Annotated in this window: 20 protein-coding genes, 1 pseudogene and 1 riboswitch; of the genes and pseudogenes, 11 read left to right on the plus strand and 10 right to left on the minus strand. The window is 54.0% G+C overall.

Features of this window, described 5'->3' with window-relative positions; all coding sequences use genetic code 11:
- Positions 1 to 10: 10 nt before the first annotated feature.
- The 4 genes from PGR91_RS12855 to PGR91_RS12870 form a co-directional block, all read right to left on the minus strand.
- Entirely contained in the window at positions 11 to 1,333 is a 1,323-nt protein-coding gene (locus PGR91_RS12855; protein ID WP_259336747.1) for a hypothetical protein, read from the minus strand.
- Between the two features lie 80 nt (positions 1,334 to 1,413).
- The gene (locus PGR91_RS12860; RefSeq protein WP_118657248.1) at positions 1,414 to 2,286 is read right to left on the minus strand and encodes a ComEC/Rec2 family competence protein; all 873 of its coding nucleotides are present in this window, start codon (positions 2,284 to 2,286) and stop codon (positions 1,414 to 1,416) included.
- A 161-nt stretch (positions 2,287 to 2,447) separates the two neighbouring features.
- The gene (locus PGR91_RS12865; RefSeq protein WP_118657249.1) at positions 2,448 to 4,259 is read right to left on the minus strand and encodes a hypothetical protein; all 1,812 of its coding nucleotides are present in this window, start codon (positions 4,257 to 4,259) and stop codon (positions 2,448 to 2,450) included.
- Between the two features lie 639 nt (positions 4,260 to 4,898).
- Positions 4,899 to 5,609 (minus strand): class I SAM-dependent methyltransferase, encoded by a 711-nt coding sequence (locus PGR91_RS12870; protein ID WP_101573947.1) that lies wholly within the window; start codon positions 5,607 to 5,609, stop codon positions 4,899 to 4,901.
- 106 nt (positions 5,610 to 5,715) lie between these two features.
- On the opposite strand from PGR91_RS12870, the gene PGR91_RS12875 reads away from it, so the two are divergent.
- Both PGR91_RS12875 and PGR91_RS12880 read left to right on the plus strand, forming a co-directional pair.
- Positions 5,716 to 6,612 carry a 1,4-dihydroxy-2-naphthoate polyprenyltransferase gene (locus PGR91_RS12875; protein ID WP_118657250.1) on the plus strand — a complete coding sequence of 299 codons (897 nt, stop codon included), beginning with the start codon at positions 5,716 to 5,718 and terminating at the stop codon, positions 6,610 to 6,612.
- A gap of 82 nt (positions 6,613 to 6,694) precedes the next feature.
- Positions 6,695 to 7,510, plus strand: a complete 816-nt coding sequence (locus tag PGR91_RS12880) for a hypothetical protein (RefSeq protein WP_055205090.1) — start codon at positions 6,695 to 6,697, stop codon at positions 7,508 to 7,510.
- A 97-nt stretch (positions 7,511 to 7,607) separates the two neighbouring features.
- Here the strand turns inward: PGR91_RS12880 and PGR91_RS12885 are convergent, their stop codons facing one another.
- The 3 genes from PGR91_RS12885 to PGR91_RS12895 form a co-directional block, all read right to left on the minus strand.
- A complete protein-coding gene (locus PGR91_RS12885; protein WP_101573943.1) occupies positions 7,608 to 8,414 on the minus strand; it encodes an alpha/beta hydrolase in 807 nt (268 codons plus the stop codon).
- 83 nt (positions 8,415 to 8,497) lie between these two features.
- The gene (locus tag PGR91_RS12890) at positions 8,498 to 8,926 is read right to left on the minus strand and encodes a DoxX family protein (RefSeq protein WP_101573941.1); all 429 of its coding nucleotides are present in this window, start codon (positions 8,924 to 8,926) and stop codon (positions 8,498 to 8,500) included.
- 384 nt (positions 8,927 to 9,310) lie between these two features.
- On the minus strand, positions 9,311 to 9,514 hold the full coding sequence (locus PGR91_RS12895; protein ID WP_118657251.1) for a hypothetical protein: 204 nt from the start codon (positions 9,512 to 9,514) through the stop codon (positions 9,311 to 9,313).
- 312 nt (positions 9,515 to 9,826) lie between these two features.
- Between PGR91_RS12895 and PGR91_RS12900 the strand changes: the two genes are divergently transcribed.
- From PGR91_RS12900 to PGR91_RS12940, 9 genes and pseudogenes are all read left to right on the plus strand, one after another.
- Positions 9,827 to 12,268, plus strand: a complete 2,442-nt coding sequence (locus tag PGR91_RS12900) for an FAD-dependent oxidoreductase (RefSeq protein WP_118657252.1) — start codon at positions 9,827 to 9,829, stop codon at positions 12,266 to 12,268.
- Positions 12,269 to 12,282: 14 nt separating this feature from the next.
- Positions 12,283 to 12,759 carry a hypothetical protein gene (locus PGR91_RS12905; protein ID WP_118657253.1) on the plus strand — a complete coding sequence of 159 codons (477 nt, stop codon included), beginning with the start codon at positions 12,283 to 12,285 and terminating at the stop codon, positions 12,757 to 12,759.
- Positions 12,760 to 12,998: 239 nt separating this feature from the next.
- Entirely contained in the window at positions 12,999 to 13,367 is a 369-nt protein-coding gene (locus PGR91_RS12910; RefSeq protein WP_055205163.1) for a winged helix DNA-binding protein, read from the plus strand.
- Between the two features lie 647 nt (positions 13,368 to 14,014).
- Positions 14,015 to 14,220: riboswitch (cobalamin riboswitch) on the plus strand.
- A 225-nt stretch (positions 14,221 to 14,445) separates the two neighbouring features.
- Positions 14,446 to 14,625, plus strand: coding sequence for a hypothetical protein (locus PGR91_RS12915; protein WP_145996580.1), 180 nt, complete (start codon positions 14,446 to 14,448; stop codon positions 14,623 to 14,625).
- Positions 14,626 to 14,640: 15 nt separating this feature from the next.
- Positions 14,641 to 15,813 (plus strand): YncE family protein, encoded by a 1,173-nt coding sequence (locus PGR91_RS12920; protein ID WP_101573929.1) that lies wholly within the window; start codon positions 14,641 to 14,643, stop codon positions 15,811 to 15,813.
- Between the two features lie 31 nt (positions 15,814 to 15,844).
- A complete protein-coding gene (locus PGR91_RS12925; protein ID WP_118657254.1) occupies positions 15,845 to 17,614 on the plus strand; it encodes a PKD-like domain-containing protein in 1,770 nt (589 codons plus the stop codon).
- Between the two features lie 18 nt (positions 17,615 to 17,632).
- A complete protein-coding gene (locus PGR91_RS12930; protein WP_259336748.1) occupies positions 17,633 to 19,750 on the plus strand; it encodes a hypothetical protein in 2,118 nt (705 codons plus the stop codon).
- Between the two features lie 19 nt (positions 19,751 to 19,769).
- Positions 19,770 to 21,773, plus strand: coding sequence for a hypothetical protein (locus tag PGR91_RS12935; protein ID WP_118657255.1), 2,004 nt, complete (start codon positions 19,770 to 19,772; stop codon positions 21,771 to 21,773).
- Positions 21,774 to 21,815: 42 nt separating this feature from the next.
- A pseudogene (locus tag PGR91_RS12940) lies at positions 21,816 to 22,267 on the plus strand (alcohol dehydrogenase); the annotation flags it as partial.
- A gap of 146 nt (positions 22,268 to 22,413) precedes the next feature.
- Here the strand turns inward: PGR91_RS12940 and PGR91_RS12945 are convergent.
- The 3 genes from PGR91_RS12945 to PGR91_RS12955 form a co-directional block, all read right to left on the minus strand.
- A complete protein-coding gene (locus PGR91_RS12945) occupies positions 22,414 to 23,880 on the minus strand; it encodes a catalase (RefSeq protein ID WP_101573923.1) in 1,467 nt (488 codons plus the stop codon).
- 2 nt (positions 23,881 to 23,882) lie between these two features.
- A complete protein-coding gene (locus PGR91_RS12950) occupies positions 23,883 to 24,302 on the minus strand; it encodes a Fur family transcriptional regulator (RefSeq protein ID WP_118657256.1) in 420 nt (139 codons plus the stop codon).
- A 334-nt stretch (positions 24,303 to 24,636) separates the two neighbouring features.
- Positions 24,637 to 24,962, minus strand: a 326-nt coding sequence (locus PGR91_RS12955; protein ID WP_270399380.1) for a hypothetical protein, incomplete at its 5' end; no start/stop codon positions are given.

Below are 24,962 nucleotides of genomic sequence, written 5' to 3' on the forward strand. Positions count from 1 at the left end.
AAGGAACCCGCTACCACATGTAGATCACGGCGTCGCCCGGATCAACCGTCATCTCGGTAATGTCGTCCGCCGGCACGATCGAACCGTTTTTCAGTACCTGCCGTACCCGGCTCTCCGCTTCGAAACGAAGCCCCATGGCAGTATTCGGATCGCGGTTAACGATCACCAGGAACGTATACCCCTGATTTTCCAACTGTGAAACGACCGCTCCGCTTCCCTCGGTTTCCAGTCGCCTGACCGGTTCGGGCAGGTCGGTCAGCCGAACGGTTCCTTTCGGAACGGACGTCCCCGTATGGCGTACGGAAACAACCCTGGCTCCGAGGAAAACGCCGCTCAATCGCTGAATTTCACTCGTCACGGTTTTCACCAGATCGTACGTCGCCGTACGGGCTCCGTCTTCGGCGATCGGCGCCATCCGATAATTCCAGTCGCCCGACACCGTCGGCGTCCAATAAGTAAAGTATTGCAGCACCTGCGCCCCGTAAGCCAGATCGCTGTACAACTGCAACCGCAGATCGGACAAAGTCGGAACGGGATACACCACGTGAGGGCATGTCAGCGCGAAAGCCCAAAACTTCTTATTCGCCTTCCGGGCCTCGTCGGCAACGATTTCGAGATCCTCGTACCAAGTGTCTTTGATCAGACGCACCGAAGAACCCGGATTAGTCACCAACGGATATTCGTCGAACGACAGAAAAGCGGCGGGCACCTCGTTCAAGTAGCGCTGCACGTACTCCCGGTAGGTAGCGACGCCCAAGGCCTGCAAATGCTCCGCAGGCCCGCCCGGGAACAGGTTCGCATAGCAGTAGTGATCCGGGTCGACGGCCTGGACCGCGTTCATCATCCGGGCAATGGTCGGAAACTCGCTGCACAGCGGCTCGTCCTTGCAGAAATAGGCTTCGAGGGCCGGATACCTCATCAGTTTTTTCACGGCCGCTTCGCGCCGGGTATCCGAATACAGCGCATCGCACTCGACGATCAGCTTCACGCCGGCCTGCCCGGCGTATTCGAGCGCCTTGCAAGCCGTCTCGGTATCCGAAAAACGGGTGTAATTCACGGTGATGCCCAGTTCGGCGGCTTCCCGGAAACGGGCTACGCTAACCTGGCTCGCCCGCACTCCGTGCCAGGCGACGATCGGAATCCGGCCCGGCGAAGGCAGCTTTTCGGGAAAAGGATCCGGATCGGGCCGGCCGGTCGTATCCGGAGGCGTTACGGCGGTGGTATCCGGAGGAGCGGGCCGCTGCCCGTCGCCGCCCTTCGAAGACGTTTCGTCCTTGCCGCACGAGAAAACGAGGACGGCCGCAGCCGCGCACAAGTAAAACAATTTTTTCATGCCAATCAGTAGTTTATTCGGTTAAAACGGGGCTGTCCGCCGGGCAAAGCGGCCAAACGGCGCGCGCGCCGCAAATTCCCCTACTCGATCTTCACGATCCCCTGCCAACTGATATAATGTTCCGTAATGCCGATCTCGTCCATCCAGCGGCGGGTCTCGATCGTTTTCATGTAGGCCGTATCGAAACCTTCGCCCACATCGTTGTTCCATACCCACAGCGGCGTAGGCCACAGGCAGGCGCGGAACCGGATCGATTTGTAGAAATGCTCGTCGCATCCCTGCTGGCCGTGATGCGCCATTTGCAGGTAATCGCAATCCAACAGGGGTTTATAAGTACCTTCGAGCAGCATTTTGCCGCTCTCGACGCCGGTATCGCCCAGAAAGACCATCGACTTTTTCCGGTCCCACACCCTCAGCACGATACTCGCATTGTTGTAGGCATTCGTCAGGATGGACGGATGGGCGACGCCGAGCACTTTCAGGTTCATGCCGTCGATCTTCATCTCGAGTCCCGGCTCGGTCAGGTTTACGACCGGAAGGCCGGAATCCCGGAGCGCTTCGTAGTAAGCGTCCGCAAGCTTTTTGCGGTTCATGTCCGTGCGGAGCTGCTCGTCGGTCATCGGCGACTGATAAACCGTGTCGATAATCATTTGTCGAGGATCTTTCAGGATTTCGGTCAGCGCCCCCATGTGATCCACATGCGGATGGGTGACGATCCATTTATCGACGCGGTTGCCCAGGGCGGCCACGAATCCTCGCAAAAAAGGCGCGTCCGCAGCGGTTCCCCCGTCCAGCACGACCACCCGTCCCCGGTCGGTCACGAACACGTAGGAATTCATCTGGGAAGGCCCCTGGGCGCAAAGCTGCCATACGGCGAAACCGGGCTTTTTAGCCGCTGTGAAAGAGGCGGACATCAGGCCGCACAGCAGGCATACGATCAATTTGTTCTTCATATCGAAATCGTGTAACGAATTTTTTCCGTCCGTTCCCCGTGCATTCCGGCCTCCGGCCGGCTTCAGGAATCCGCAACGGATATTTCAAAAAAAAATCGGAAAAAAGAATGTCCGTTCTCACGGACATTCTTTTCAGTTTTAAAGCGTTTCGATCTCCGCAGTTAAGGATGGAGCGAACCCGGATACAAATCGCATATCTCGTGGTTCTCGCCGTTCTTGTTGTGCGTGTGCATCAAGGTCTGCGGTTGCCCGTTTTCGCCCCAGTAAGTCCAGCATTCCACGATTACGCCGGCATTCAGCGCATCGATGGCCGGGTTATCCGTCACCCAGGTAAGCTCGGCGCCCACCGTATCGACATTGGACTGCGAAACGCATCTCCACCAGTAGTATTCCACCTTCAGCGTACGTTCTACGGAAGTATCTTCGGTAAATTCGAAATTAACAGCCGCGCGACCCGGTTTTTTCCACAAATACATGTATCCGTCGGCATTGGCCATCATGTTCCGGATATCGAGGTATTCGAGCGGATTGTCCATGATCGTCAGTTCGCAAAGCTTCACAACGTTGCTGACGTCGAGCCTCTTGATTTTGTTTCCGTTCAGATGCAGATACCGCAATTCGTTGGCTGGAGCGACTCCCACGGCGCCGAAATTCACGGTTTCGAGCGTTCCCGTATTCCGGGCTTCCAGTCTTTCGCAGTTGGGGAACAACGTCATGTCGAGCGACTGCAACTTGGAATTGTCCAGCGAGAAGAATTTGATGTTCGCAGCATCCGGGAATCCTTCCAAGCCTTCCACCGAAGTCACCGCTTTATCGATAAGGTTCAGCGTCTTATAAGTAGATTCGTATTTCACTTCGTCCGGGAATACGACTTCGGCCGCATCGGGTTTGTAAGCGTTGCCCTTTTCGTCGAACAGGTACTTATTGTCCGGAACGAGACTCTGCAAATATTCGCGGAATGCGGCATCGGGAACCATAAAGCGTCCTACCGCGGAACGGAAACATCCCAGTTCCTGCGTCTGCGTACCGCGCTTGAGCGTCATCACCCAGCCTTTGGCATCGACAGCCAGGTCGGCGGGGAACGCGAACACCAGTTTGGCGTCGGTAATCTCGCCGGATACGGTCTCTACGGCGTCGCCGCCGGACCGGGGCTGGAGAACGATTTTATCTTTGCCCAGGAAACCGCGGCCGGTAACCGTCACGTTCCCTCCTACCATCGATTCCACGAAAGAAGGAACCGACAGGGAAGCGAGTTCGATCGGGGTGTTCAGATCGGGATCGTCCGCCGGATCGACCGGTTTGAGCGTACCGAACTCTTTGCTCTGCGTACCGCGTTTGAGCGTCAGCGTCCAGCCTTGTTCGTCGATGGCCAAGTCGTCGGGGAACGTGAACGCCAGTTTGGCGTCGGTAACTTCGGAATTGGTAACCTCCACGGCATCGCCGCCCGAAACGGGTTTAAGTTCCACCCTGTCTTTACCGAGGAAACCTTTGCCGTCGATCGTAACGCTGGCGCCTTTCATCGATTCGGTAAAATCGGGAATCACCACGTCCGACAGTTCGATCGGCGTCGTCAGTTCGGGGTCTTCCGGATCTTCGGGCATCATCGTGCCGATTTCCTTGCTCTGCGTACCGCGCTTGAGCGTCAGCGTCCAACCTTCTTCGCTGGTGGCCAGATCGCTCGGGAACTTGAACACCAGCTTGGAAGCCGTAATTTCCGCCGGAGCGACCTCGACGGCCGTACCGCTGGGACGGGGCGTAAGGGCGATTTTGTCCTTACCGAGAAAACCTTTGCCCTGGATCGTGACATTGGCTCCCTTCATCGATTCCTGGAAAGTCGGGATCACGACGCCGGACAACTCGATCGGAGTCGTCAGATCGGGGTCCTCCCCGCCGTCGTTCTTCTCGTCGCTACACGAAGTAGCGGCGAATCCCATCGTGGCGATTGACGCCAACAACAATAAATACTTTTTCATACGCATCAAGTTTTAAAGCGGCATTTCTGCCAAAAGTAATTAATGGTTAATAGATTATGTTTGTTACTTCATTCGGTATCGTCTCGTATTCAATCCGTTGCTTTTTTCGCGGTCCGGTCCGCCATTACTACTACTTAAACGGTTAAGCTATGCTACCTAAAAAAGATTTTTCTCCCGTTCGAATTTCAAAAAAAACAACCGTTAAAAAACAAATGCCATCCACGTTTTTCATAATTTATTAAAAATATACAAAAACCGCACTTTACCGTTACAGAGAGCGCCTCTTACTTTTACTCGGTTCATTACTTTCGCAAACCGGAACTAATCGCCGCCGTTACGACGCTTTTTCGTTCGCTCTATCCTCTTTTACGAACCTCTGTTTTCAAAATTAGATTTAATTTTCTAAATAAACAACAAATTCCCGTTACATTTTCATTACTTTTTTCGCATTTTCCGTAAAAAACAAAACCGAAACGGGATTTACAGCCCGTTTTTCACCGCCTGGAATACACGACCCGCCTTTTTTCGTTTTCCGAAAAAAGACAAAAACGGGATTAAAACGAGAGAATCGGCATCCTCTTTTCCTCCGGAGTTCTGCGAAATCTCCCGGACGAAAAAACGGACAGGAGCAATCGTCGGTTACCGCACCCCGCCGTAAGCCGCAAAACATACGTTCTTATGCAGGATCTCCACCTCGCGGAAACCGACTTCGCGCATCAGGTCGAGTTGGTAGTTCAACGGCCGGGGAGAATCCTCCCGCTCCACGTAAGCCAGCACCCTGTCGCGGTACTCCGTTCCGCCCAGAACGGTCAGGTAATCGCCGTAACGCTCCCGAAAATAGGCGGAAAGTACCTCCGTTTGCTGCGCGACCAGGTCGGAAATCATCAGGCAGCCGCCCGGACGCAGGCTCCGGTACAACCGGGCGAACACGGTCAGCCACTCCTCGTCCCCGCGCAAATGATGCAGCGCGGCTCCCGACAGCACGATATCGTACCGGCATTCGCCCAGATCGGCCTCGCGGACATCCCGTTGCACCGCCGTGACCCGGCCGGCCGAACAGGCCGAAACGCGTTCGACGGCCCGGTCGAGCATCGGGCGGCTCAGGTCGAGCAGCGTGCAATGAAGCCCCGGCCGTTTCGAAAGCATTTTGAGCGTATAGTTTCCCGCCCCGCAGCCCACGTCCAGCAGATCCGTCGCCAAAGGCGTCAGACGCGCCGCGGCTTCGGTAATCAATTCCAGCGACAACGCCGCATCGACAGTCGAAACCTGTCCGCTCTGCAAATTCGAAAAACGCTCGACATCGTGATCGAAGCGTTCCCGGATCTCTTCCACACTCGATTTTTCCCGCATATCTTATAAATTGAATTCCATATCCGGAAAACCCGGACATTCATAGCAAAGATAACGTTAATTATCACAAAATTAATCCTACATTTGCATAAATATACCACACCCTATGAAACAAACCGTCCGCCCCCACTCGATGCGCGCCTGGATACTTGCGGCGCGCCCGAAAACGCTCCCCGCGGCAGCCGTTCCCGTACTGCTGGGATGCGCGCTGGCGCTGGCGGAAGGCGGATTCCGGTGGATTCCCGCTCTGCTCTGCCTGCTGTTCGCGCTGCTGATGCAGATCGACGCAAATCTGATCAACGACCTGTTCGACTACCGCAAAGGAAGCGACCGCAAAGACCGCCTCGGGCCCGAACGAGCCTGCGCGCAGGGCTGGATTTCGCCGCGCGCCATGAAACGGGGAATCGCCCTGATTACCGCGACCGCCTGCGCGACGGGCCTTTGCCTGCTTTTTTACGGAGGAACCGAGTTGATCGTCGTCGGAGCGGTCTGCGTCGTATTCGCATTCCTGTACACCGCCGGGCCGTACCCGCTGGCCTACCACGGCTGGGGCGACGGGCTGGTGATCGTCTTTTTCGGTTTCGTTCCGGTCGGAGTCACCTACTATGTGCTGTGTCACGGATGGACGACCGAAGTAACGGTCGTCTCGCTGGCCTGCGGAATGGTGATCGATACGCTGCTGATGGTAAACAACTACCGGGATCGCGAGCAGGATGCGCAGAGCGGCAAACGGACGTTGGTCGTGCGTTTCGGCCCGAAAGCGGGCAGCCTGGCGTACCTGACGCTGGGAATAGTCGCCTCAGGACTCTGTCTGACGCTGCTCTCCGGCGGGTATTTCGCGGCGGGGCTACTCCCGCTGGCCTACCTGCCGTTTCACCTGGCAGCCTGGCGACGGATGGTACGAATCCGCGAAGGCCGGGAACTGAATCTCATCCTGGGAAAAACGTCCCGTAACATCTTGATTTTCGGAATACTGCTAACCGCGGGGCTGATCCTGCGGTAATGCGGCGAACGAGCGGCTCCGGCGGAACGATCCGCCGGGCATGGGATTTGAACCGTTACCGTAACCACCAAAATCCTTTATCATGAAAAAAATTCTGCTTTTCGTCTTCCTGCTTGCCGGAACCGCCCTGGCGGCCCAGAAATCCCAACCGATCCGAGTGCTCTTCATCGGAAACAGTTATACCTTTTATCATAACCTTCCCGATCTGGTGTCGCAAATCGGCGAAAGCGTCGGCTTTCCGATCGACGCGACGGCCTGCACCAAGGGCAGCCAACGCTTTACCGGCCACCTGCAAAACGGGAAACTGCTTCGGATGCTCGCCGCCGGAGGATGGGACTACGTCGTCCTACAGGAGCAGAGCGAAGCCCCGGCCCTGCCGACCGAACTGGTCGCCGAGGGAACGTACCGGCCCGCCCGGACGCTGGACAGTCTCGTTCACGCCGGAAGTCCGCAGGCGCGGGTAATCTATTACATGACCTGGGGACGCAAAGAAGGCAGTAAGACTTACGGGAACCACTATCCGCCGGTAGCGACCTACGAAGGTATGCAGCAGCGGTTGGCGACCAGTTACCTGGAGATGGCTTACCGCAGCGGCGGCTGGTGCGCGCCGGTAGGACTGGCCTGGATGCGGGTACGGAGCGAGAAACCCGAATACGAACTGTATATGCCGGACGGAAGCCATCCGTCGGAAGCGGGCACGCTGCTCGCGGCGAACGTAATTTTCAGCGTTATCTACGGCAAACCGTACGCCTCGGAGATCCGGGCGGGCGTTCCGCAGCAGCAGGCGGAATACCTGCGACAAGTGGCGCAGCAGACCGTATTCGACAACCTGCGGCTGATCAACGTCGAACCGGTCGCCCCCGGCCCGCTGCCCGAAATCGCCCTGCCCCGCAAATAAACGGGCCCCGGGAGAATCCGGCAAAATACGAAGACGCATTTCCGACCGCATTCCGCGCAACGGTTTTCTTATGGCGGACGCCCGTCGCAAAATAGCGCTACCTCAACCCGTCGAGCCATTTCTCCAGTTCGGCGAGCCATTGCCGCTTATAGCGGAACGTATCGCTGAACCCGAAACCGTGTCCCCCCTCGGGATAGATATGCAGCGAAGCGGGAACCCGATTATCCATCAGGGCCCGGTAATACAGCAGGCTGTTTTCGGGCGTAACGGCCTGGTCGTCCCCGGCCAGCGCGATAAAGGCGGCCGGCGTCTCCGGGGAAACATACCGGTCGAGCGAACATGCGGCGATCTCATCCCCGGAAGGGTGCGGTCCCATCAACCGCTCGCGCGAGGGAAGATGCGTCAGCCCGTCCCGCATACTGATAACCGGATAAAGCAGGATTTGAAAATCCGGTCGCATTCCCGTCTCCGGGAACAGGGCCGCCGACGCCGCGACATAGCCTCCGATGGAGGCCCCCATCACCCCCAGAGACCGGATGCGCAACTCTCCGGAACGCTCTTCCAACAGGCGTACCGCCCGGCGGATATCCTCTCCGGGAATCTCGCGGCGGCCGTTCGGCAACCTGTATTTCAATACGGCCAGCGTAATGCCCCGCTCGTTGAACCACGATGCGAAAGCGCGGCCCTCGTGCTCCACGGCCACGCCCCGAAATCCTCCGCCCGGACACAGGATAACGGCTTGCCCGCACGGCTGCGAGGCCGGATAAACGTATAACACGGGGACGGAAACATTGCCGATCAGTCCCGGCCCGAGCGTCTGCTCCGCTCCAGAAAGGCCGTTGGACGAAGGCACGCCTTCGGGCCACAAAAGCACCTCCCGGCAAATCGATCCGAATTCTTCCATCAGTTCATCTTTTATCTATCTGAAACGCGACACGCGCAGCGAGCGAAGCCCGTTCCCCGCGCGCCTGCCGCCGGTTCGTCGGCTCAGCGGCCGCGCTCTTTCACCGCAAAATACCGATCGACGGCGAACTTGCCCGGCCCCGCGATGTACATCAGCACGAAAACGACCAGGTACACCAACGCCAACTCGCGAACGGCAAAGGCATCCTGGCTATGAATCACGAAAAAGGCCATCGCCATCGTAAAAATCATCGGGATCATCGCGAGGCGGTACAAAAAGCCGATCAAAAAACCGAACGAACAAACCAGCTCGCCGAATATGGCCAGCATCAGCGAGAAACGGCTGCCGACGCCCAACGGATCGGGAAAGACATCGGCCATCTGCGCGAATCCGGCCCACTTCTGCAACCCGTGCGACATCAGCAATACGCCGAAAATAACCCTCGCCGCCAACAATAACAGCGACGTCTTCGCGCCTTCCGGTCTAACGGGAAATAAAAAACGATATAACATAACATTCAATTTAAATTCATACCAACTACAAGCTTATCAAATACTTTGCCACGAAACGCGCCGTCCTGCCGAATCGAAGAACCGATCCCTTTCGACGCCCGGCGCGTTTCACGCGCAACCGCAGAACCCGGCCCCGCACGATACGATTCTCCGGCTTTCGTCGACGAACGGCTACAACCGTAAATTTAATAAAAATAATTCGGTAGAAACCGATTGACTTTTTGATCGCTCAGAATAACGGACAAAGCGCCTAGATCTTTTTCGGTGAAACACCGTAATATTTTGGGATTCTATACTGCCGGATTTGTGCGAATAAAGTGCGGAACGCAACGAATCAGGGATATTCCCTTGACGGAAAATATCTTTAATATCGACACCGTCCGCTTACCAAATTCGTCCGACCCGGTAAAACGACGAAGGCAGATGCCTTTTATCATCTGCCTTCCGACGTTTGCGGTCGTAGACCTTTTTCGATTTGTGTATCCGACTGAAACAGATCGGACGGTTGTGATTCTCGATCTCGGCCTCGCGGCTTCCTCTGCGACTGGCTTTGACGTAATCGCGTTCGGTAATTCTTTTTGTTTTCACTTCATGTCAATTTACGGCTGAGCCGCAAAGATAGCATATTTTAAGTCGTTCCGGCCCTATTGACCGTTTCAAAAAGACCTATTTCCCGCCCCTCATCTGTTGTCACGTCATTATTTTTAAACGCATACCCGCCCCACAAAAGACATAATATACTAATTATAAAATCATTAAAAGAACAACGATACAAATCCGGAAATTATTTTCCACAGGAATCTTGTTTTATCGGAAAACAATTCGCACCTTTGCGCCATTACTTTCCTACAGAAGTATCTTCCATTAGATCGCATTGTAAATAATTTTCAAACAGGCTATATGAAACATATCATTATCGGAGGCGTCGCGGGAGGTGCAACCGCGGCGGCCAGGATTCGTCGGGCAGACGAGGAGGCCGAGATCGTCCTACTCGAAAAAGGCAAATACATCTCGTACGCCAACTGCGGTCTGCCGTATTATATCGGCGGCGCGATCGCCGAACGGGAAAAACTCTTTTTACAGACCCCGGCTTCGTTCGGCGGACGATTCAATATCGACGTGCGGATCGAAAACGAGGCGGTAGGCATCGATACCGCGGCAAAGAGCGTCGAAGTGCGCCGTGCGGATGGATCGACCTATACGGAAAGCTACGACAAGCTGCTCCTGTCGCCGGGCGCTTCGCCTGTGCGTCCGCCGCTGAAGGGCATCGACAGCGAAGGAATTTTCACCCTGAGAAACGTCGACGATACGGACCGTATCAAAAACTATATAACTACACGAACGGTCGCCAGCGCTGTCGTCGTGGGCGCGGGATTTATCGGATTGGAAATGGCCGAGAACTTGCATCGCGCGGGAGCGGGAGTGTCGATCGTAGAGATGGGCAATCAGGTGATGGCGCCGGTCGATTTCTCCATCGCCTCGCATGTGCACCAACACTTGTTACAAAAAGGGGTGCACCTTTATTTGGAGCAGAGCGTCGAACGCTTCGAAAAACGGGACGACAAAATCGAGGTCTTTTTCACAAGCGGGAAGAGTATCGCGACCGACCTGGTTATCCTTTCGATCGGCATCCGTCCCGAAACGGCACTGGCCAAAGCAGCCGGACTCAGGATCGGCGAGACGGGAGGCATCTGGGTGGACGACTATCTTCAGACTTCGGCGGCGGATGTTTATGCTGTGGGAGACGCCATCGAATTTCCGCATCCGCTGACAGGCAAACCCTGGCTAAATTACCTGGCCAATCCCGCCAACCGCCAGGGACGCATCGTGGCGGACAACATGGTCTTCGGCAATACGACCCGATATGAAGGGGCGATAGGAACTTCTATCGCCAAGGTGTTCGATATGACGGTGGCTTCGACCGGACTTGCGGCCAAGCGGCTCAAACAGTTCGGCATTCCGTATGCCAGTTCGACCACCCATTCGGCCTCGCATGCGGGGTACTATCCCGATGCGTTGCCGCTGACCCTCAAGCTGACCTTCGACCCCGCGAGCGGCAAACTCTACGGCGGTCAGTGCGTGGGCTACGACGGAGCGGACAAGCGTATCGACCAGATTGCCCTGCTGATCAAGCAGGGAGGCACGGTTTACGATCTGATAAAAGTCGAGCACGCTTACGCCCCTCCTTTTTCATCGGCAAAAGACCCGATCGCCATAGCCGGCTATGTGGCCGGCAACATCATCAGCGGGGCGATGCCTGTGGCGACCTGGCGGCAAATGGCGGAAGCGGATCGCTGCGACACGCTGTTTCTGGATGTGCGTACCCGCGAGGAACACGCCTTCGGAGCGATCCCCGGTTCGGTGAACATTCCGCTGGACGAGCTTCGCGGCCGGATCGGCGAACTGCCGCGCGACAAAGAGATTTACATCTATTGCGCCGTTGGTCTACGGGGATACCTGGCCTTGAAAATTCTGACGGGACACGGGTTTACCCGTGTCAAAAACTTGTCGGGCGGATACAAAACCTATGCGACGGCGACCGCGCCGATCGAAAATAAAACGGCGACGATCAGAACGAATGGCAAAACGGATACGCAGCATACCGGGGAGCGGATAAAAACCTTGAAAATCGACGCCTGCGGATTGCAGTGCCCCGGCCCGGTCATGAAGATCAAACAGGCGATCGACTCGATCGGCGAAGGCGAACGAATCGAAATGGTCGCCACCGACGCCGGATTCTCGCGCGACGCGCAGGCATGGTGCAACACGACCGGAAACATCCTGATATCCAATTCGGAAGAAAAGGGCAAATATACGGTCGTCATTGAAAAAGGTTCGCCCCAAGCGTGCAGGACGGCCACCTCGTGCGACGGCAAAGCCAAAACGCTCATCATGTTCAGCGACGACCTGGATAAAGCCTTGGCCACATTCGTGCTGGCCAACGGCGCGGCGGCTACCGGACAGAAGGTGTCGATATTCTTTACGTTCTGGGGATTGAACGTGATCAAGAAAGTCGCTAAGCCGAAGGTAAAAAAGGATATTTTCGGACGCATGTTCGGCATGATGCTACCGTCAAGTTCACTGAAATTACACCTTTCCAAAATGAGTATGCTGGGAATCGGCGACCGGATGATGCGCCACATCATGAAACGAAAGGGTATCGACTCGCTCGAATCGTTACGGCAACAGGCCATAGACAGCGGCGTGGAATTTATCGCCTGCCAGATGTCGATGGACGTCATGGGTGTCAAACGCGAAGAGCTGTTGGACGAAGCGACCGTAGGCGGCGTTGCGACCTACATGGAGCGTGCCGAAGGAGCGAATGTAAACCTGTTCGTCTAAAACCGACATATGCTATGAAAAAAGGAATTTTAGTCGTTCTCGCGGCGGCAACCTCCGTCCTCGGTCTCCGGGCGCAAGAGCGAGCGGGACACGGAGAGCACGCCCACCCGCGAAACGAAGCAGGACTGAGCCTCGGCGCGGCATACGGCATCGAGCATAAAGAGTGGGCTCCGGCGATCCACGCGCACTATTTCAGGACGCTCGCCCCGCACAGTCGCTGGGCCCTGGGCGCCGGAATAGAATTCATTCCCGGCGAGGAGCGTCATTGGGAGATCGGCGCAGGAGCGAGATTTCAGGTACTGAACGATCTTCAACTGTCGCTGATGCCGGGCATATCGATCGTCGACAAAGCGAAGTTTTCCCTGCACACCGAGGCCGTTTACGAAGCGATTCATCTGGGGGGCTTTCATTTCGGCCCGGTCGTAGGTTACGCATGGACGCGGGATCACTCCCATGTGTCGGCCGGCGTACATGCCGCTTTTGCATTCTAAACGGAAAGGATCATGAACAGGTTTGGGATCATCCGGCTCAGTATTGCCACGATTCACCCGGCGGAGATCTCTATCGAGGACTTGTAGGCTGCGAGCCCGATCGCCTCGTCGCCCGGAATGCGTCGACGGGCGCTGTTGTTCGGGCTGTTCCAAAAAGAGAAAAGACAATAAATAACTTTTTGAAAACCGAATGCGGTAAATAACTAAAATACTGCAACATGCATCGAAACGTCAAAGACATGGATAGACTATGTAAAATACGCGACATTCAGCGCGCAGTCAACCAATTCGAGCAAGGATTTGAAAAAACATACGGAATTTGTTTGAACGAAGGAATGGCGCTGTGTTCGTTGCTCAAAGCCGGCAGCCTCTCTTCGGGAGAAATCGGCGAGCTGTTGGGACTGACTTCGTCGAACAACTCGAAAGTGATCGGCTCGGTCGAGAAAAAAGGACTGGTCGAGCGCGTGATAGGCACAAAAGACAAGCGTCAGATGTATTTTTCGTTAACCCCGAAGGGAAAGGAATTGATTTCGTCCCTCAAATGCGAACAGATTGAAATCGCCCCGCCGCTTCTGGAGTTACTGGAACGGAGCGGAACAGCCGAGTAGAGTTGTTAACATATGAAGTTACACTGGTATTGAATGCCTGTACGGCCCCCTCAGATTGCAGGACTTTCACATTTTCGACCGTCCAGCGGGCGCGGCGATTCAGTTCGTTCAGTGCTACGGGACGACAAATTTCCTTATCTACCATAAGAAACTGCGATTTCAGATCGAGATCCTGTATAGGCATGACTTCCAGTAAATCGTAAAAATAGTCTTGCACATCGAATGAATGCGCGATATCGGGATGCTTATCTGCAATTTTACCCTTCGGTCGAATAAAGCCCGCAATCGTTCCAAACGGCTGTGCGAGTACTTAGATCCTTTGTCTCAGACTACATAATTCCAGAACATAACGTCGCAACAACTCCTGAAACAAACGACTATCCCTGTTCACTGCATAGAGTCCGATCCCGACCGAACGGGACAGATCCCGTAGTAGCGGCTCTTGAATCATCGTAACCATTCGCCGAAAAATCACGGCATCGGTAGCCCTCAAAATACTATTCATGTCGCTTTCGACCTGCTCGTTACGTAGCAGGTAAGACAGACACCAGCCGATACCGGCAAGTCCTCGTTTGAATAAAATGTCTTTCTTCCACATATCTGGCAATATGTTCCATTGTATTTTAAAGCGATAAAACAAATATTTTTTTAACTTTGCGTCGCAAGGTTTTCCGGAAGTTATTCTGTTGCCGGAAATAATAAGGGAATGCCGTGAGAATCGGCGACAATACCCGTTGCTGTGAGTTTCAGCCCTGATTGGGCAACTTCGCGCACTCTTTGCCACTGGTTTTAAACTGGGAAGGCGCAGCGGAGGAAACGAGTCAGAAGACCTGCCTTGCGACAACGAAGATTTACCCCTGCGGGAACACGGGCGGTAGGTAATTGACTTTCTCAAACATTCAGTGCGTTTGTTCTGTTCGGTCAATTGCAGAGGTAAATTGTATAAACGAATAACTTTGCACACAAACAACTGAAAATAAACACCTTGCAACAAAAGAAAAATCATGATTTCCCTTTTGGGATATCGGATATAGAACGTGCGGCAATTCCTCGGCAGGGTTCCAATCGGCTAAAGATTATGGCCTCTATACCGGTGAACAACTCACAGCCGTGGTACACCCGCGATATGTCGTTGTCCAAGAATTTTCAGTGGAACCGGGTAGGCATACGGATTACGGCTGAAGTCAACAATATTTTCAACCAACAATACGAGATCGCCCAAGTGCTACCTGATGCACGGGACGAATTTAAAAATTAAAATAAACATAACGATATGAAAAACAACAAACTGATATATGTCCTGATACTGGCGGCAATCGTGTGCGTTACATCCTGTCGCAAAGAGGAGGAGATTGTCCCTTCGACATCCTTACAGGTAGTTTATCCGGATCCAAATCCCGGCGAGATCAAGGGTTTTTTCCTGCTCAACGAAGGCAATATGGGCAACAATAAAGCCACGCTCGATTATTTCGATTATGAAACCGGAGTATATACCAAAAATATTTATGCAGAACGCAATCCGGGAGTAGTGAAAGAGCTCGGCGATGTGGGCAATGATTTGCAGATATACGGCAGCCGTTTGTATGCCGTCATCAACTGCTCCAATTTCGTCGAAGTAATGGATGTGAATACGGCTAAGCACATTGGTGTTTTTTCTATTCCCAACTGCCGCTATATCGCGTTCAAAGGCAAATATGCTTATGTGAGTTCTTATGCTGGCCCGGTAGTGGAATCCGATCCTAATTACCGGCTCGGATACATTGCCAAGGTAGATACGGCAACCCTCGAGATAATAGGTACATGCGATGTCGGATACCAGCCCGAAGAAATGGTGGTGGCCGGAGATAAACTATACGTAGCCAATTCAGGCGGATACCGGTACCCGAATTATGATTGTACGGTGTCGGTGGTCGACCTGGAGACATTCACCGAAATAAAAAAAATAGAAACCGGCGTCATCAATCTCCACCGAATGGAATTGGATGTCTACGGCCAGATATGGGTTTCGTCCCGCGGAGATTATTACGGGACATCGTCGAAAACCCTTGTTATCGACAGCCGGACGGATAAAGTGACCGACGTGCTGGATCTGCTTCCCAACAGTGAAATGACCCGGTGCGGCGATTCCCTTTATGTTTACAGTAACGAATGGAGCTACGTTACCAATTCATGGAAAAAATCGTATGCCATCGTCAACGTCAAAACGAAAAAGATCGTCTCCCGCAATTTTATTAAAGACGGAACGGAAAAAAGCATAGTCTCACCATACGGGATAGCGGTCAATCCCGTTACGCGTGAAATCTTCGCTACCGATGCCCGGGACTACGTAACACCGGGAACGATATACTGCTTCTCGCCCCAAGGCATGAAAAAATGGTCGGCTACTACGGGGGATATTCCCGCCCATTTTGCATTTACCAAACGGAAACTCCGACCTCTGGAATAGTTCATAATCAACATTTATAATTTATTACGCTATGAAAAACATGTACCAAACATCTTGGTTATGCCTGTTGCTCGGCTGTATTTTGTTCGCAGCCTGTAGCAAAGACGATGTGAACGATGCACTCGCGCCGAAAATCACATTGAGTAGTTCGACCAGCATCTACACCGGAAAGGTCAACCGCGATATCGTGCTTGAAGCCACCGTGGAACACGGCGACGGCGGCATATATTCGTGGAAACAGGACGGGAAAATCATCTGTACGCAACCGGTCTGTATTTTCCGCTCGGACAAAACGGGCGAGTATTACGTTACGCTGAGGGTTGACACCAAGAACGGTTATGCCGAAAAAGAGATGCGCGTCGACGTCCTTGAGATGGCGCCTCCCGTCATATCGTTGGCTGTGCCCGAAGGCGGTATCGTCACTTATGTGAATACGGAACTGACCCTTTCGCCCGATGTACAGAACAGCGAGGGGGCGACCTACCAATGGTATATCGACAATGAAAAGGCGGGGACGGACAAAGATCAGGTTTTCACCAAGACCGAAACGGGCGATTACCAGGTAAAGCTTGTGGCTACCAACGAAGACGGAACAACCGAGTACGAAACGATTGTCCGCGTCGAAGAGAGCCCGACGCTTAGAATCGAGACGACCGATCCTGTTTCCCACATCAAATCGGCTCCCCGCACAGTAATGGAAGGGCGTTCCGTTTTCCTCAAGCCCATTATCGTCAATGCGGTCGATCCGACTTACAGTTGGAGCGTGGACGACATCGAGCAGGAAGGCGTTACAACCCCGTATTTCAATTTCACGCCTGCGGAACAAAAGGAATACACGGTAAAATTGACCGTTACCAATCATACGCCACAGGTCCGGTCCGTGTTTTCCCGGAATCTTACCCAAAGCGAAAGCAATACCGCATCCGCAACGATCCAGGTAAATTGCGTCGGTACGGACAATGAAATGAACCGCTTCCGCCCTTATGCCGGCACGGAACGCTTTACCGTCATGGAATTCGTGGCTGCTCCGGGCCAGTTCGTCAATGCGGGTTATGAAGCGACTACCTACGAAGAAGCCAATGCATACGCCCAAAAACGCCTGAACGAAGGCAACTACGTCAGCCTCGGCGGTTTCGGCGGCTACCTGACCGTATATTGCAGCCACAGCATTGTCAGCAGCAACGGCGATTATGATTTCTGTGTGTTCGGCAACCCGTTCGATGGAAGTTCCGAACCCGGTATCGTATACGTCATGCAGGACGAGAATGGCGACGGACTTCCCAACGATACGTGGTACGAAGTGAAAGGCAGCGAAACGGGCAAACCCGAAACGATCCAGGATTACGCGATCACTTATTACCGTTCCGAAAAATCCGCTATCCGCTGGTCGGACAACCAGGGAAACAACGGCAGCATGGGCTTTATCAATCACGGAACTTCGTCCATGTATCCGAAATGGATCAGGCCGAACAGCTACACGCTCCGCGGAACGCGCCTCGAACCGAGGACGGTGCAGGAAGGCGGTATCTGGAAAAACAAATCGTTCGACTGGGGCTATGTGGACAATTACAGTACGACAGACCTCATAACAACAAAGAATCCCATGACCCAGCAAACTGCCTCGGGCAACCGTATCCGTATCAGCGACGCCATCACCCCGGACGGGAAACCGGCAAACCTGAAATATATCGACTTTATCAAGGTGCATACGGCCCTGAACGTTTCGGCCGGCGCACTGGGCGAAAACTCGACCGAGGTATTCGGCTACGCATCTCTCGATCCGGAAGCCGCGATTCAATAATCTTAACAACATTAAACCATGAGAAATATACTGAAAAATATTTTCTGCGCCTCGCTCGCCGGATTGATACTGGCCGGATGCAGCAAGGAGGAGAGCGATTTCGCCGGAACGGACAACCACATCATATCGTTCGAAATGAAAGTGGGTTCGGAAAATTACAAGGCCGTCATACTGGATAACGAGATCCGTCTTACCGTCCCGAAAGGCACCGACCTGAGCCAGGGGAAACCCGATATCGTCCTGTGCGAGAACATGAGGCTGACCCCCGATCCGTCGACCATAACCGATTGGGGCGAAGAATACCAGTTCATCGCCACTTCGTATAACAACAGCGACAGGATCTACCGCTACCGCATCATTCATCCCGAAGTCAGCACCGACGGCAACGTCGTACTGAACACGCAGGCCGATGTGGACGCATTCGCCCGTTCGGGAATAGACGTCATCCGGGGGAACCTGATCATCGGCGCGGAAAAAGGGGGCCCGGCCTTCGATTCCATCCGCAACCTGGAAGGACTGGAAAACCTGCTGGAGGTCGAGTATAACGTCATCGTCAACGAAACGTTCGCCGGGGAAACCCTGAACTTGAAAAGCCTTCGCAGCATGTACGGATTGACGCGCACGACAGATGACAGGGGCAATAATATTATCTGCAAAAACCTGAAAAACATCGTCCTGCCCTCGCTGACTGAAGTAGTATCCGGGATAACGATCAGGCAACCCCATATACAGCGGATCGAAATGCCGGCACTGGTCCGTGTCGGCGGGAATATGACCGTCAATACAGATGAACTGAATGCCATAGACCTGACCTCGCTGGAGACGGTACGGGGCGACCTCTCGTTTACATCCGGCCGCAACGGTACGAAACTGGAGACATTCTCCCTGCCGGCCCTGAAAGAGTTGGGGGGTACGCTTTCCCTTTCGGATATTCCCCAGATGACCGCGGTCGATCTGCCTGATCTGGCCTCCGCCGGGGGATTCAGCATGACCGGATGTGTCAAGATATCCAATTTGACCAATACGATACTCGAAAACCTGACCGGGGAACTGACCCTCTCGGGTAACAATTCGCTGTCGGAAGTGCAATTTCCGACCCTGAAAAAAGCGGGCAGCGTCAATATCCTGGACGGCACGGTAGGTTTTGTCGATTTCACCGCCCTTGCCGAGGTGGGCATCCTCGACCTTCAGACCCTGACCATTATGAACCTCGACGGGTTCAAGTCCCTGAAAACGGCGGCTAAAATATCCCTGACGAATATGGAACTGGTCGAGTCTTTCGACGGAATGGAGTCGCTGCAAAGCGTAGGCGAACTGATACTCGACCGCATCCCTATCAGCGGCGAACTCGACCTGACGAACCTTCAGGTAACTTCCAAACTGCAACTGACCGGATCGACGCTCAACGTGCCGAAGATCGTCGGCCCCGAAGTGCTCGAATGCGACGTTACGATGGACGGAACCAACTATTTCGGAGTCACGAAAATGCCCCTTTTCGAAGGGATCAAGCAGATCGGGAGCCTTAACCTACAGTTCACCACGATGGGAATAGAGGTGGCCGACCTTGGGAACCTTACCCGTATTACAGGCTTACTACGCATATATACGAACCATCAATATTTCCGCAAGGTAAACGCTCAGAATCTGGTCAGCATAGGCGGCCTGACTTTCGGCGGACTCTACACCAGCAAAGCGGAGGATGTGCGTACTTTCAATTTCCCGCTTTTGGAAACCATCACCGGTGACGCCAGTATCAATCTGGATATAAAAGGAATATTCCCGGACGGATTTTCCGTTCCCGCCCTGACCTCGATAGGCGGGAGTATAGAGATCGAAGTATCCACTCAAACAGGCCCAGGATCGCTGGATTTCTCAGCCCTGACGACCGTTGGAGGAAAACTGTCCATTATAAACCGTAATCTGGGTGCAAGCACGGGAATATCCAGTTGGAATTTCGACAACCTTGAATCGGCCGGGTCGGTATATATCAGCCGCATCGGGATGACCGATTTTTCGACATTCAAAAAGGTCATCCCGAGCCTGAACGAGACGACATGGGAGACAAGGCAAGGCGTTTACGACCCGACTTATCAGGATATGCTCGATGGAAAATACACTCCGGAAGGCAATAATTAACCAAACAGTACAAAATATCATGAAAAATAAGATCAATTTACTGTGCGTCGCATTCTTTTCACTGCTGTTGGCAGGGTGCGAAAAGGAGAACAACGACTTCGTAGGGAGCGACAACTATATCACCTCTTTTAAACTGGTAAACGGGGAGCAGGAGTGGCCGGCTATTATCGCCGATAACAACATAACCGTTACCGTTCCGGCCGGTGCCGATCTGTCCGGAGCCGCGGTCGTATTGGAAACCTGCGAACACGTGGCGGTTTCGCCCGATCCGGCTTCGATTACGGATTGGGAGGCGTCCCGTGATTTCACAGCCGTATCGTACAACCAGACGCAGCGAACCTATCATTATTCGCTGGTACGTACAGAAGCCGACACGAAAGGAGATTTCGTATTGAACACCCAGGCGTCGGTAGATGCGTTTGCGACGATGGGCATAGAAACGATCGACGGGAACCTGTCGGTCGGAACCGAAACGTCGGAAGACGATCCCATTACCAATCTCGACGGATTGCAGAACCTTAAAAACGTGCGTTACATCCTGACCATAGGCGAATACTGTACCCTGCCGGAAATAAAGCTCGAAAACCTACAGCGCACCGGAGCCCTTCGATTGAGCAGTCTGGCCGACGAGGTGCAGAGCCTTTCGTTGCCCGCGCTGGAGGCCGTAAGCATGAACGCCGAAATATGCAGCGGCGAACTCACGTCGCTGGATCTTGCGGGCCTTTCACGGGTTGACGGGGATTTCATACTGAAAGCCGACAAAATGGAAGAAATATCGTTGTCCGCCCTCGTTTCGATCGGTGGAGAACTCCAGATTCAACAGCTCAACAATAACCAGGCACAGGTGCAAAAAATCTCGCTGGGCGCGCTTCAAACCATCGGGAAACGGTTATATTTATACAGTCTACGACAATTGGTCGAGTTGGATGTTCCGGCCCTGAAAATCGTGGGCGGAATATATTTGGAAGATTGCAGGGAGTTTACCGAACTCTCTTGTCCGGCGCTGGAAGAGACGACCTCCTATAGCATCGACTTCAAGAGGTGCAGCCAATTGACCTCCTATAAATTCCCTACGCTGAAAAAAGCCTGGAGCATCATTTGCAATAGCAGCCTCACTTCGCTCGACTTTTCCTCCCTGACGACCGTGACGAGTGATCTTACTTTGACCTCGATGACCCTGTCCGATCTGGGCGTATTCGGCAAACTCGAAACCGTAGGCGGGATACTGAGCCTGGACGGGGTGAAGGAACTGACCTTTTCTTTCGACAAGCTGGGGACTCTGAAAAACATAGGCGGTCTAGGACTGAACAATATTCCTGTCGATGGAGGAGAACTGGACTTCACCCAATCCGGCATCACCGGCGATATCACGCTTTCGGGTTCCAGTATGCTGATCGATAAGATCATCGGTCCCGACCGTTTTGAAGGCACGCTAAACCTGAATAATAGTTCGGCTACTAAACTGCCCGTTATCGAAGGATTTCGGGTAATGGGCGGATTGACGATCAACGCCAATCCGTCCGATGCCGTGTCGCTGCCCGTCGAAGAGATCCTCGGTGATTTGACCCTGACCAAAATGGGCGGCTGCCCATCCTTCGAAATGCCGAACCTAAAGCGGGTGGGAGGCGAATTCGAAGCGGTTATCACCACCTTGACAAAAGCGACGTCTTTTACCTTGCCTGCTCTGGAAACGATCGGCGGCAACATGACTTTTGCAACCGGACGTCCGGGCACACCGCAATCCATCGGTATGCCGGCCCTTACCGCCGTCGGAGGAAATCTTTTTGTCGGCCCGACATCTACCATAGCTCTTCTCAAGCCGAATACGGCGATCACATCGCTCGATTTCGGGAAGCTGACTTCCGTAAACAGCGTTACCGTCGACAACCTGAAAGGCCTGAAAGATTTCTCAGGGTTCACGGCTTTGGTTCCTTATATCGATGCTACGCGGTGGAATGTGACCGAATGCGCTTATAATCCTAAATACTCAGATTTAAAAAACGGCGATTTCACAAAGCCCTAACAGATTTTAACGTTATACCGATAAAGCCCCGGCTTTGTGAACTGCACCCTACTCTGCGTGCTGCTGAAATACTCCCGGCGCATCATCGTCTGTGAAAAGTCGCCCGAATGGATTCGTTTCGTGCGGGAATATTACTCCGATGCGCTGGTTACCGAACCGGAGGTATGCCGGGATTTCGCACTGCACCACAGCGATCGCGGAAGGGCTGACGCGGCGCTGGAAGCGGCGGGAGCCGTCGATACGCTCCGCTTGCCCTGGGAGTGCGTTCGGCCCAAGGTCGTCGTCACCGCAGTGGCATTTTACGACCGGCCGCAGACACTGCTTTTAGCGGATATGTATGGCAAGAACCTCACCTTCTGTATCGGCGGCATGGATGGCTGCGACTGCGCCCGATCGGACAGGGCAAGATCGACACCATGCCGCTCATTACGCACCGCTTTCCATTGAGCCGGATCGGGGAGGCATACCGCCTTTTCGAAAGCCGGCAGGACGGAGCATTTTACTGCAAACGGGGGTACAAATTTGTACCCCCGTTTGCAGTAAAAATAAATAGCATCGATTTTGTCAGTGATGGGCCCCGGCCACGAGTAGCGCCACCAGCATACCCGTCAGGAAAAGAGATTAGTTCGTTCTCACAATATTACTTTGCCGATTGGAGCGCATCTTCCAGCGAAATACCCAGCGCCTCGGCCACGCCTCGACCGTAAGCCGGATCGGCCTTATAGCAGTTCCGTACGTGCCGCTGCTTGATGAACAGTTCCGAGTCGCCCATGTTGGCCGCCGTGTTCTTGAACAGCGCCTTCTGCTGTCCGGGCGACATCAATCGGAACAGATCGCCCGGCTGACTGTAATAATCTTCGTCGTATTCGCGCTCGTTGTAGTTGTAAGCGTCGCCGTGCAGCTTCAAAGGCGGTTCCTTCATTTCGGGGCTGTCCTGCCACTCGCCGTAGCTGTTGGGCTCATAACCGATCGCCGAGCCATTGTTACCGTCGGTACGCATCATCCCGTCGCGGTGGTACGAATGGAACGGGCATCGGGGACGGTTCACGGGAATCTGACCGTGGTTGACCCCGAGGCGGTAGTTCTGGGCATCGCGGTACGAGAACAGGCGGCCCTGCAACATCTTGTCGGGCGAGAAACCGATACCGTCGATCACGTTCATCGGATTAAAGGCCGACTGTTCGACTTCGGCAAAATAGTTTTCCGGATTGCGATTGAGTTCCAACACGCCGACATCGTGCAGCGGAAAGTCCGCATGCGGCCATACCTTAGTCAGGTCGAACGGATTGATGCGGTAACCGTCGGCCTCCTGCTCGGTCATCAACTGTACTTTGAGTTCCCAGCGCGGAAAGTCGCCCCGCTCGATGGCTTCGTAAAGGTCCCGCTGATGCGATTCCCGGTCGCGGCCGATCAATTCCATAGCTTCTTCGTCGGTAAGATTCTTGATCCCCTGCAGGGTCTTGAAGTGGAATTTCACCCAGGTGCGTACATTGTCCTTGTTGATAAAACTGAACGTATGGCTGCCGAAACCGTGCATGTGGCGGTACGAAGCGGGGATACCGCGATCGCTCATGGTAATAGTCACCTGATGAAGCGCTTCGGGCAACGAAGTCCAGAAGTCCCAGTTGCTGTTGGCGCTGTGCATGTTGGTGCGCGGATCGCGCTTGACGACGTGGTTCAGGTCGGGGAACTTCAGCGGATCGCGCAGGAAGAAAACCGGGGTGTTGTTGCCCACCAGATCCCAGTTGCCCGTTTCGGTATAGAACTTCATGGCGAAACCGCGAATGTCGCGCTCTGCATCGGCTGCGCCGCGCTCGCCGGCGACGGTCGAAAAACGCACGAAGCATTCCGTTTTCTTACCTACTTCCGAGAAGATCGAGGCGCGGGTATACTTGGTAATGTCGTGCGTCACGGTGAACGTACCGTAAGCGCCCGAACCCTTGGCATGCATACGCCGTTCGGGGATCACCTCGCGGTCGAAATGCGAAAGTTTTTCCAAAAACCAGGGATCTTGCAGAAGCATCGGACCCGGCCGGCCGGCCGTCTGTACGTTCTGGTTATCGGCCACTGGACGACCGGAAGCCGTAGTCATTTTTTTCTTTTCCATAATCATTCGGATTTTAAATGGTTAATAATAATCTGCACCTGTATCTTGTCGATATTCGTGTCGCCGGGCAATTTTCCTGCCAGATAGCGATAAATCAGCCGTGTAAGCTCCGGATCGTCGTAGTCCGCAATCTTCTGTCCGTCGAACAGGTGATGGTGATTCCCGACCGTTATGTCGAAATAATGTTTCCCATCGGCGGGATTGCCGACCGAAGAGAGCACCTTCGCCCTACAAAACGAATCCAGAATCCGGTAAATAGTCGACACCGTGATATCCGGATTGCGTTCGCGCACTTTCTCGATAACCGTATCGACGGAAGCATGCCGCAGCTCCTGCATCACCTCGTAAACCGTCCTGCGCTGCGGGGTGACTTTCAGTCCCGCAGTCTTGATTGCCTGAGTTATATCCGTTTTCCGTTCCATATCTATCGCAATATAAATATAAAAATTATCAGTTGCAAAAAAATTGCATCTAAAAACAGATCGACAACGCCTGCAAATATTCGTAAGACGAAATACGGGCAAGGCTTTTCCGGGAGAACGGGGCGATCGTCCTGCCCGAAGGACTCGAAAAAACTTACCGCCACGGCGACCGGAACCTGACGCTTCGCAGCGGACGGAACGAAATCCGCTGACCGTCCGGTCGCACGGGCACAGACGCGCCGTACGGCCGGATTTCAGACGACCGAAACGCAGGAAGCCCTGCGGCCGCAATTCCCGTTGCGGCCGCAGGGTCTTCTTTTGCGCGCTCCCGGCGCTAAACGAACTCCTCCTTTTTGAATACGAAACGCACGACGGGGCCCGTCCCCATGTCCGACCAGTCGAGAAACTCCAGTTCGACCGGGGTCAGCTTATCGACCAGCACCGGGCGGCCTTCGTGCAGCAGCCACCCGCGCGGTCGGTCGAACGCATAGGGAACCGTAGCGACTTTCAGATACGATTCGTAACGGTCCAGCAGACCGTCCGGGCCGAAATCCCACACGACGACGCCCGGTTCGAAAATCTCGCCCGGAAGCCACGCGCCCGGACGGCGGCCGTCGCTCCAGTAATGCTCGGTACGAAGCAATGCCCAGCGCCCCGACA

Origin of the sequence: Candidatus Alistipes pullistercoris (assembly GCF_027665465.1) — a bacterium.
In the GTDB taxonomy this organism is placed as follows: Bacteria; Bacteroidota; Bacteroidia; order Bacteroidales; family Rikenellaceae; genus Alistipes_A; species Alistipes_A hominis.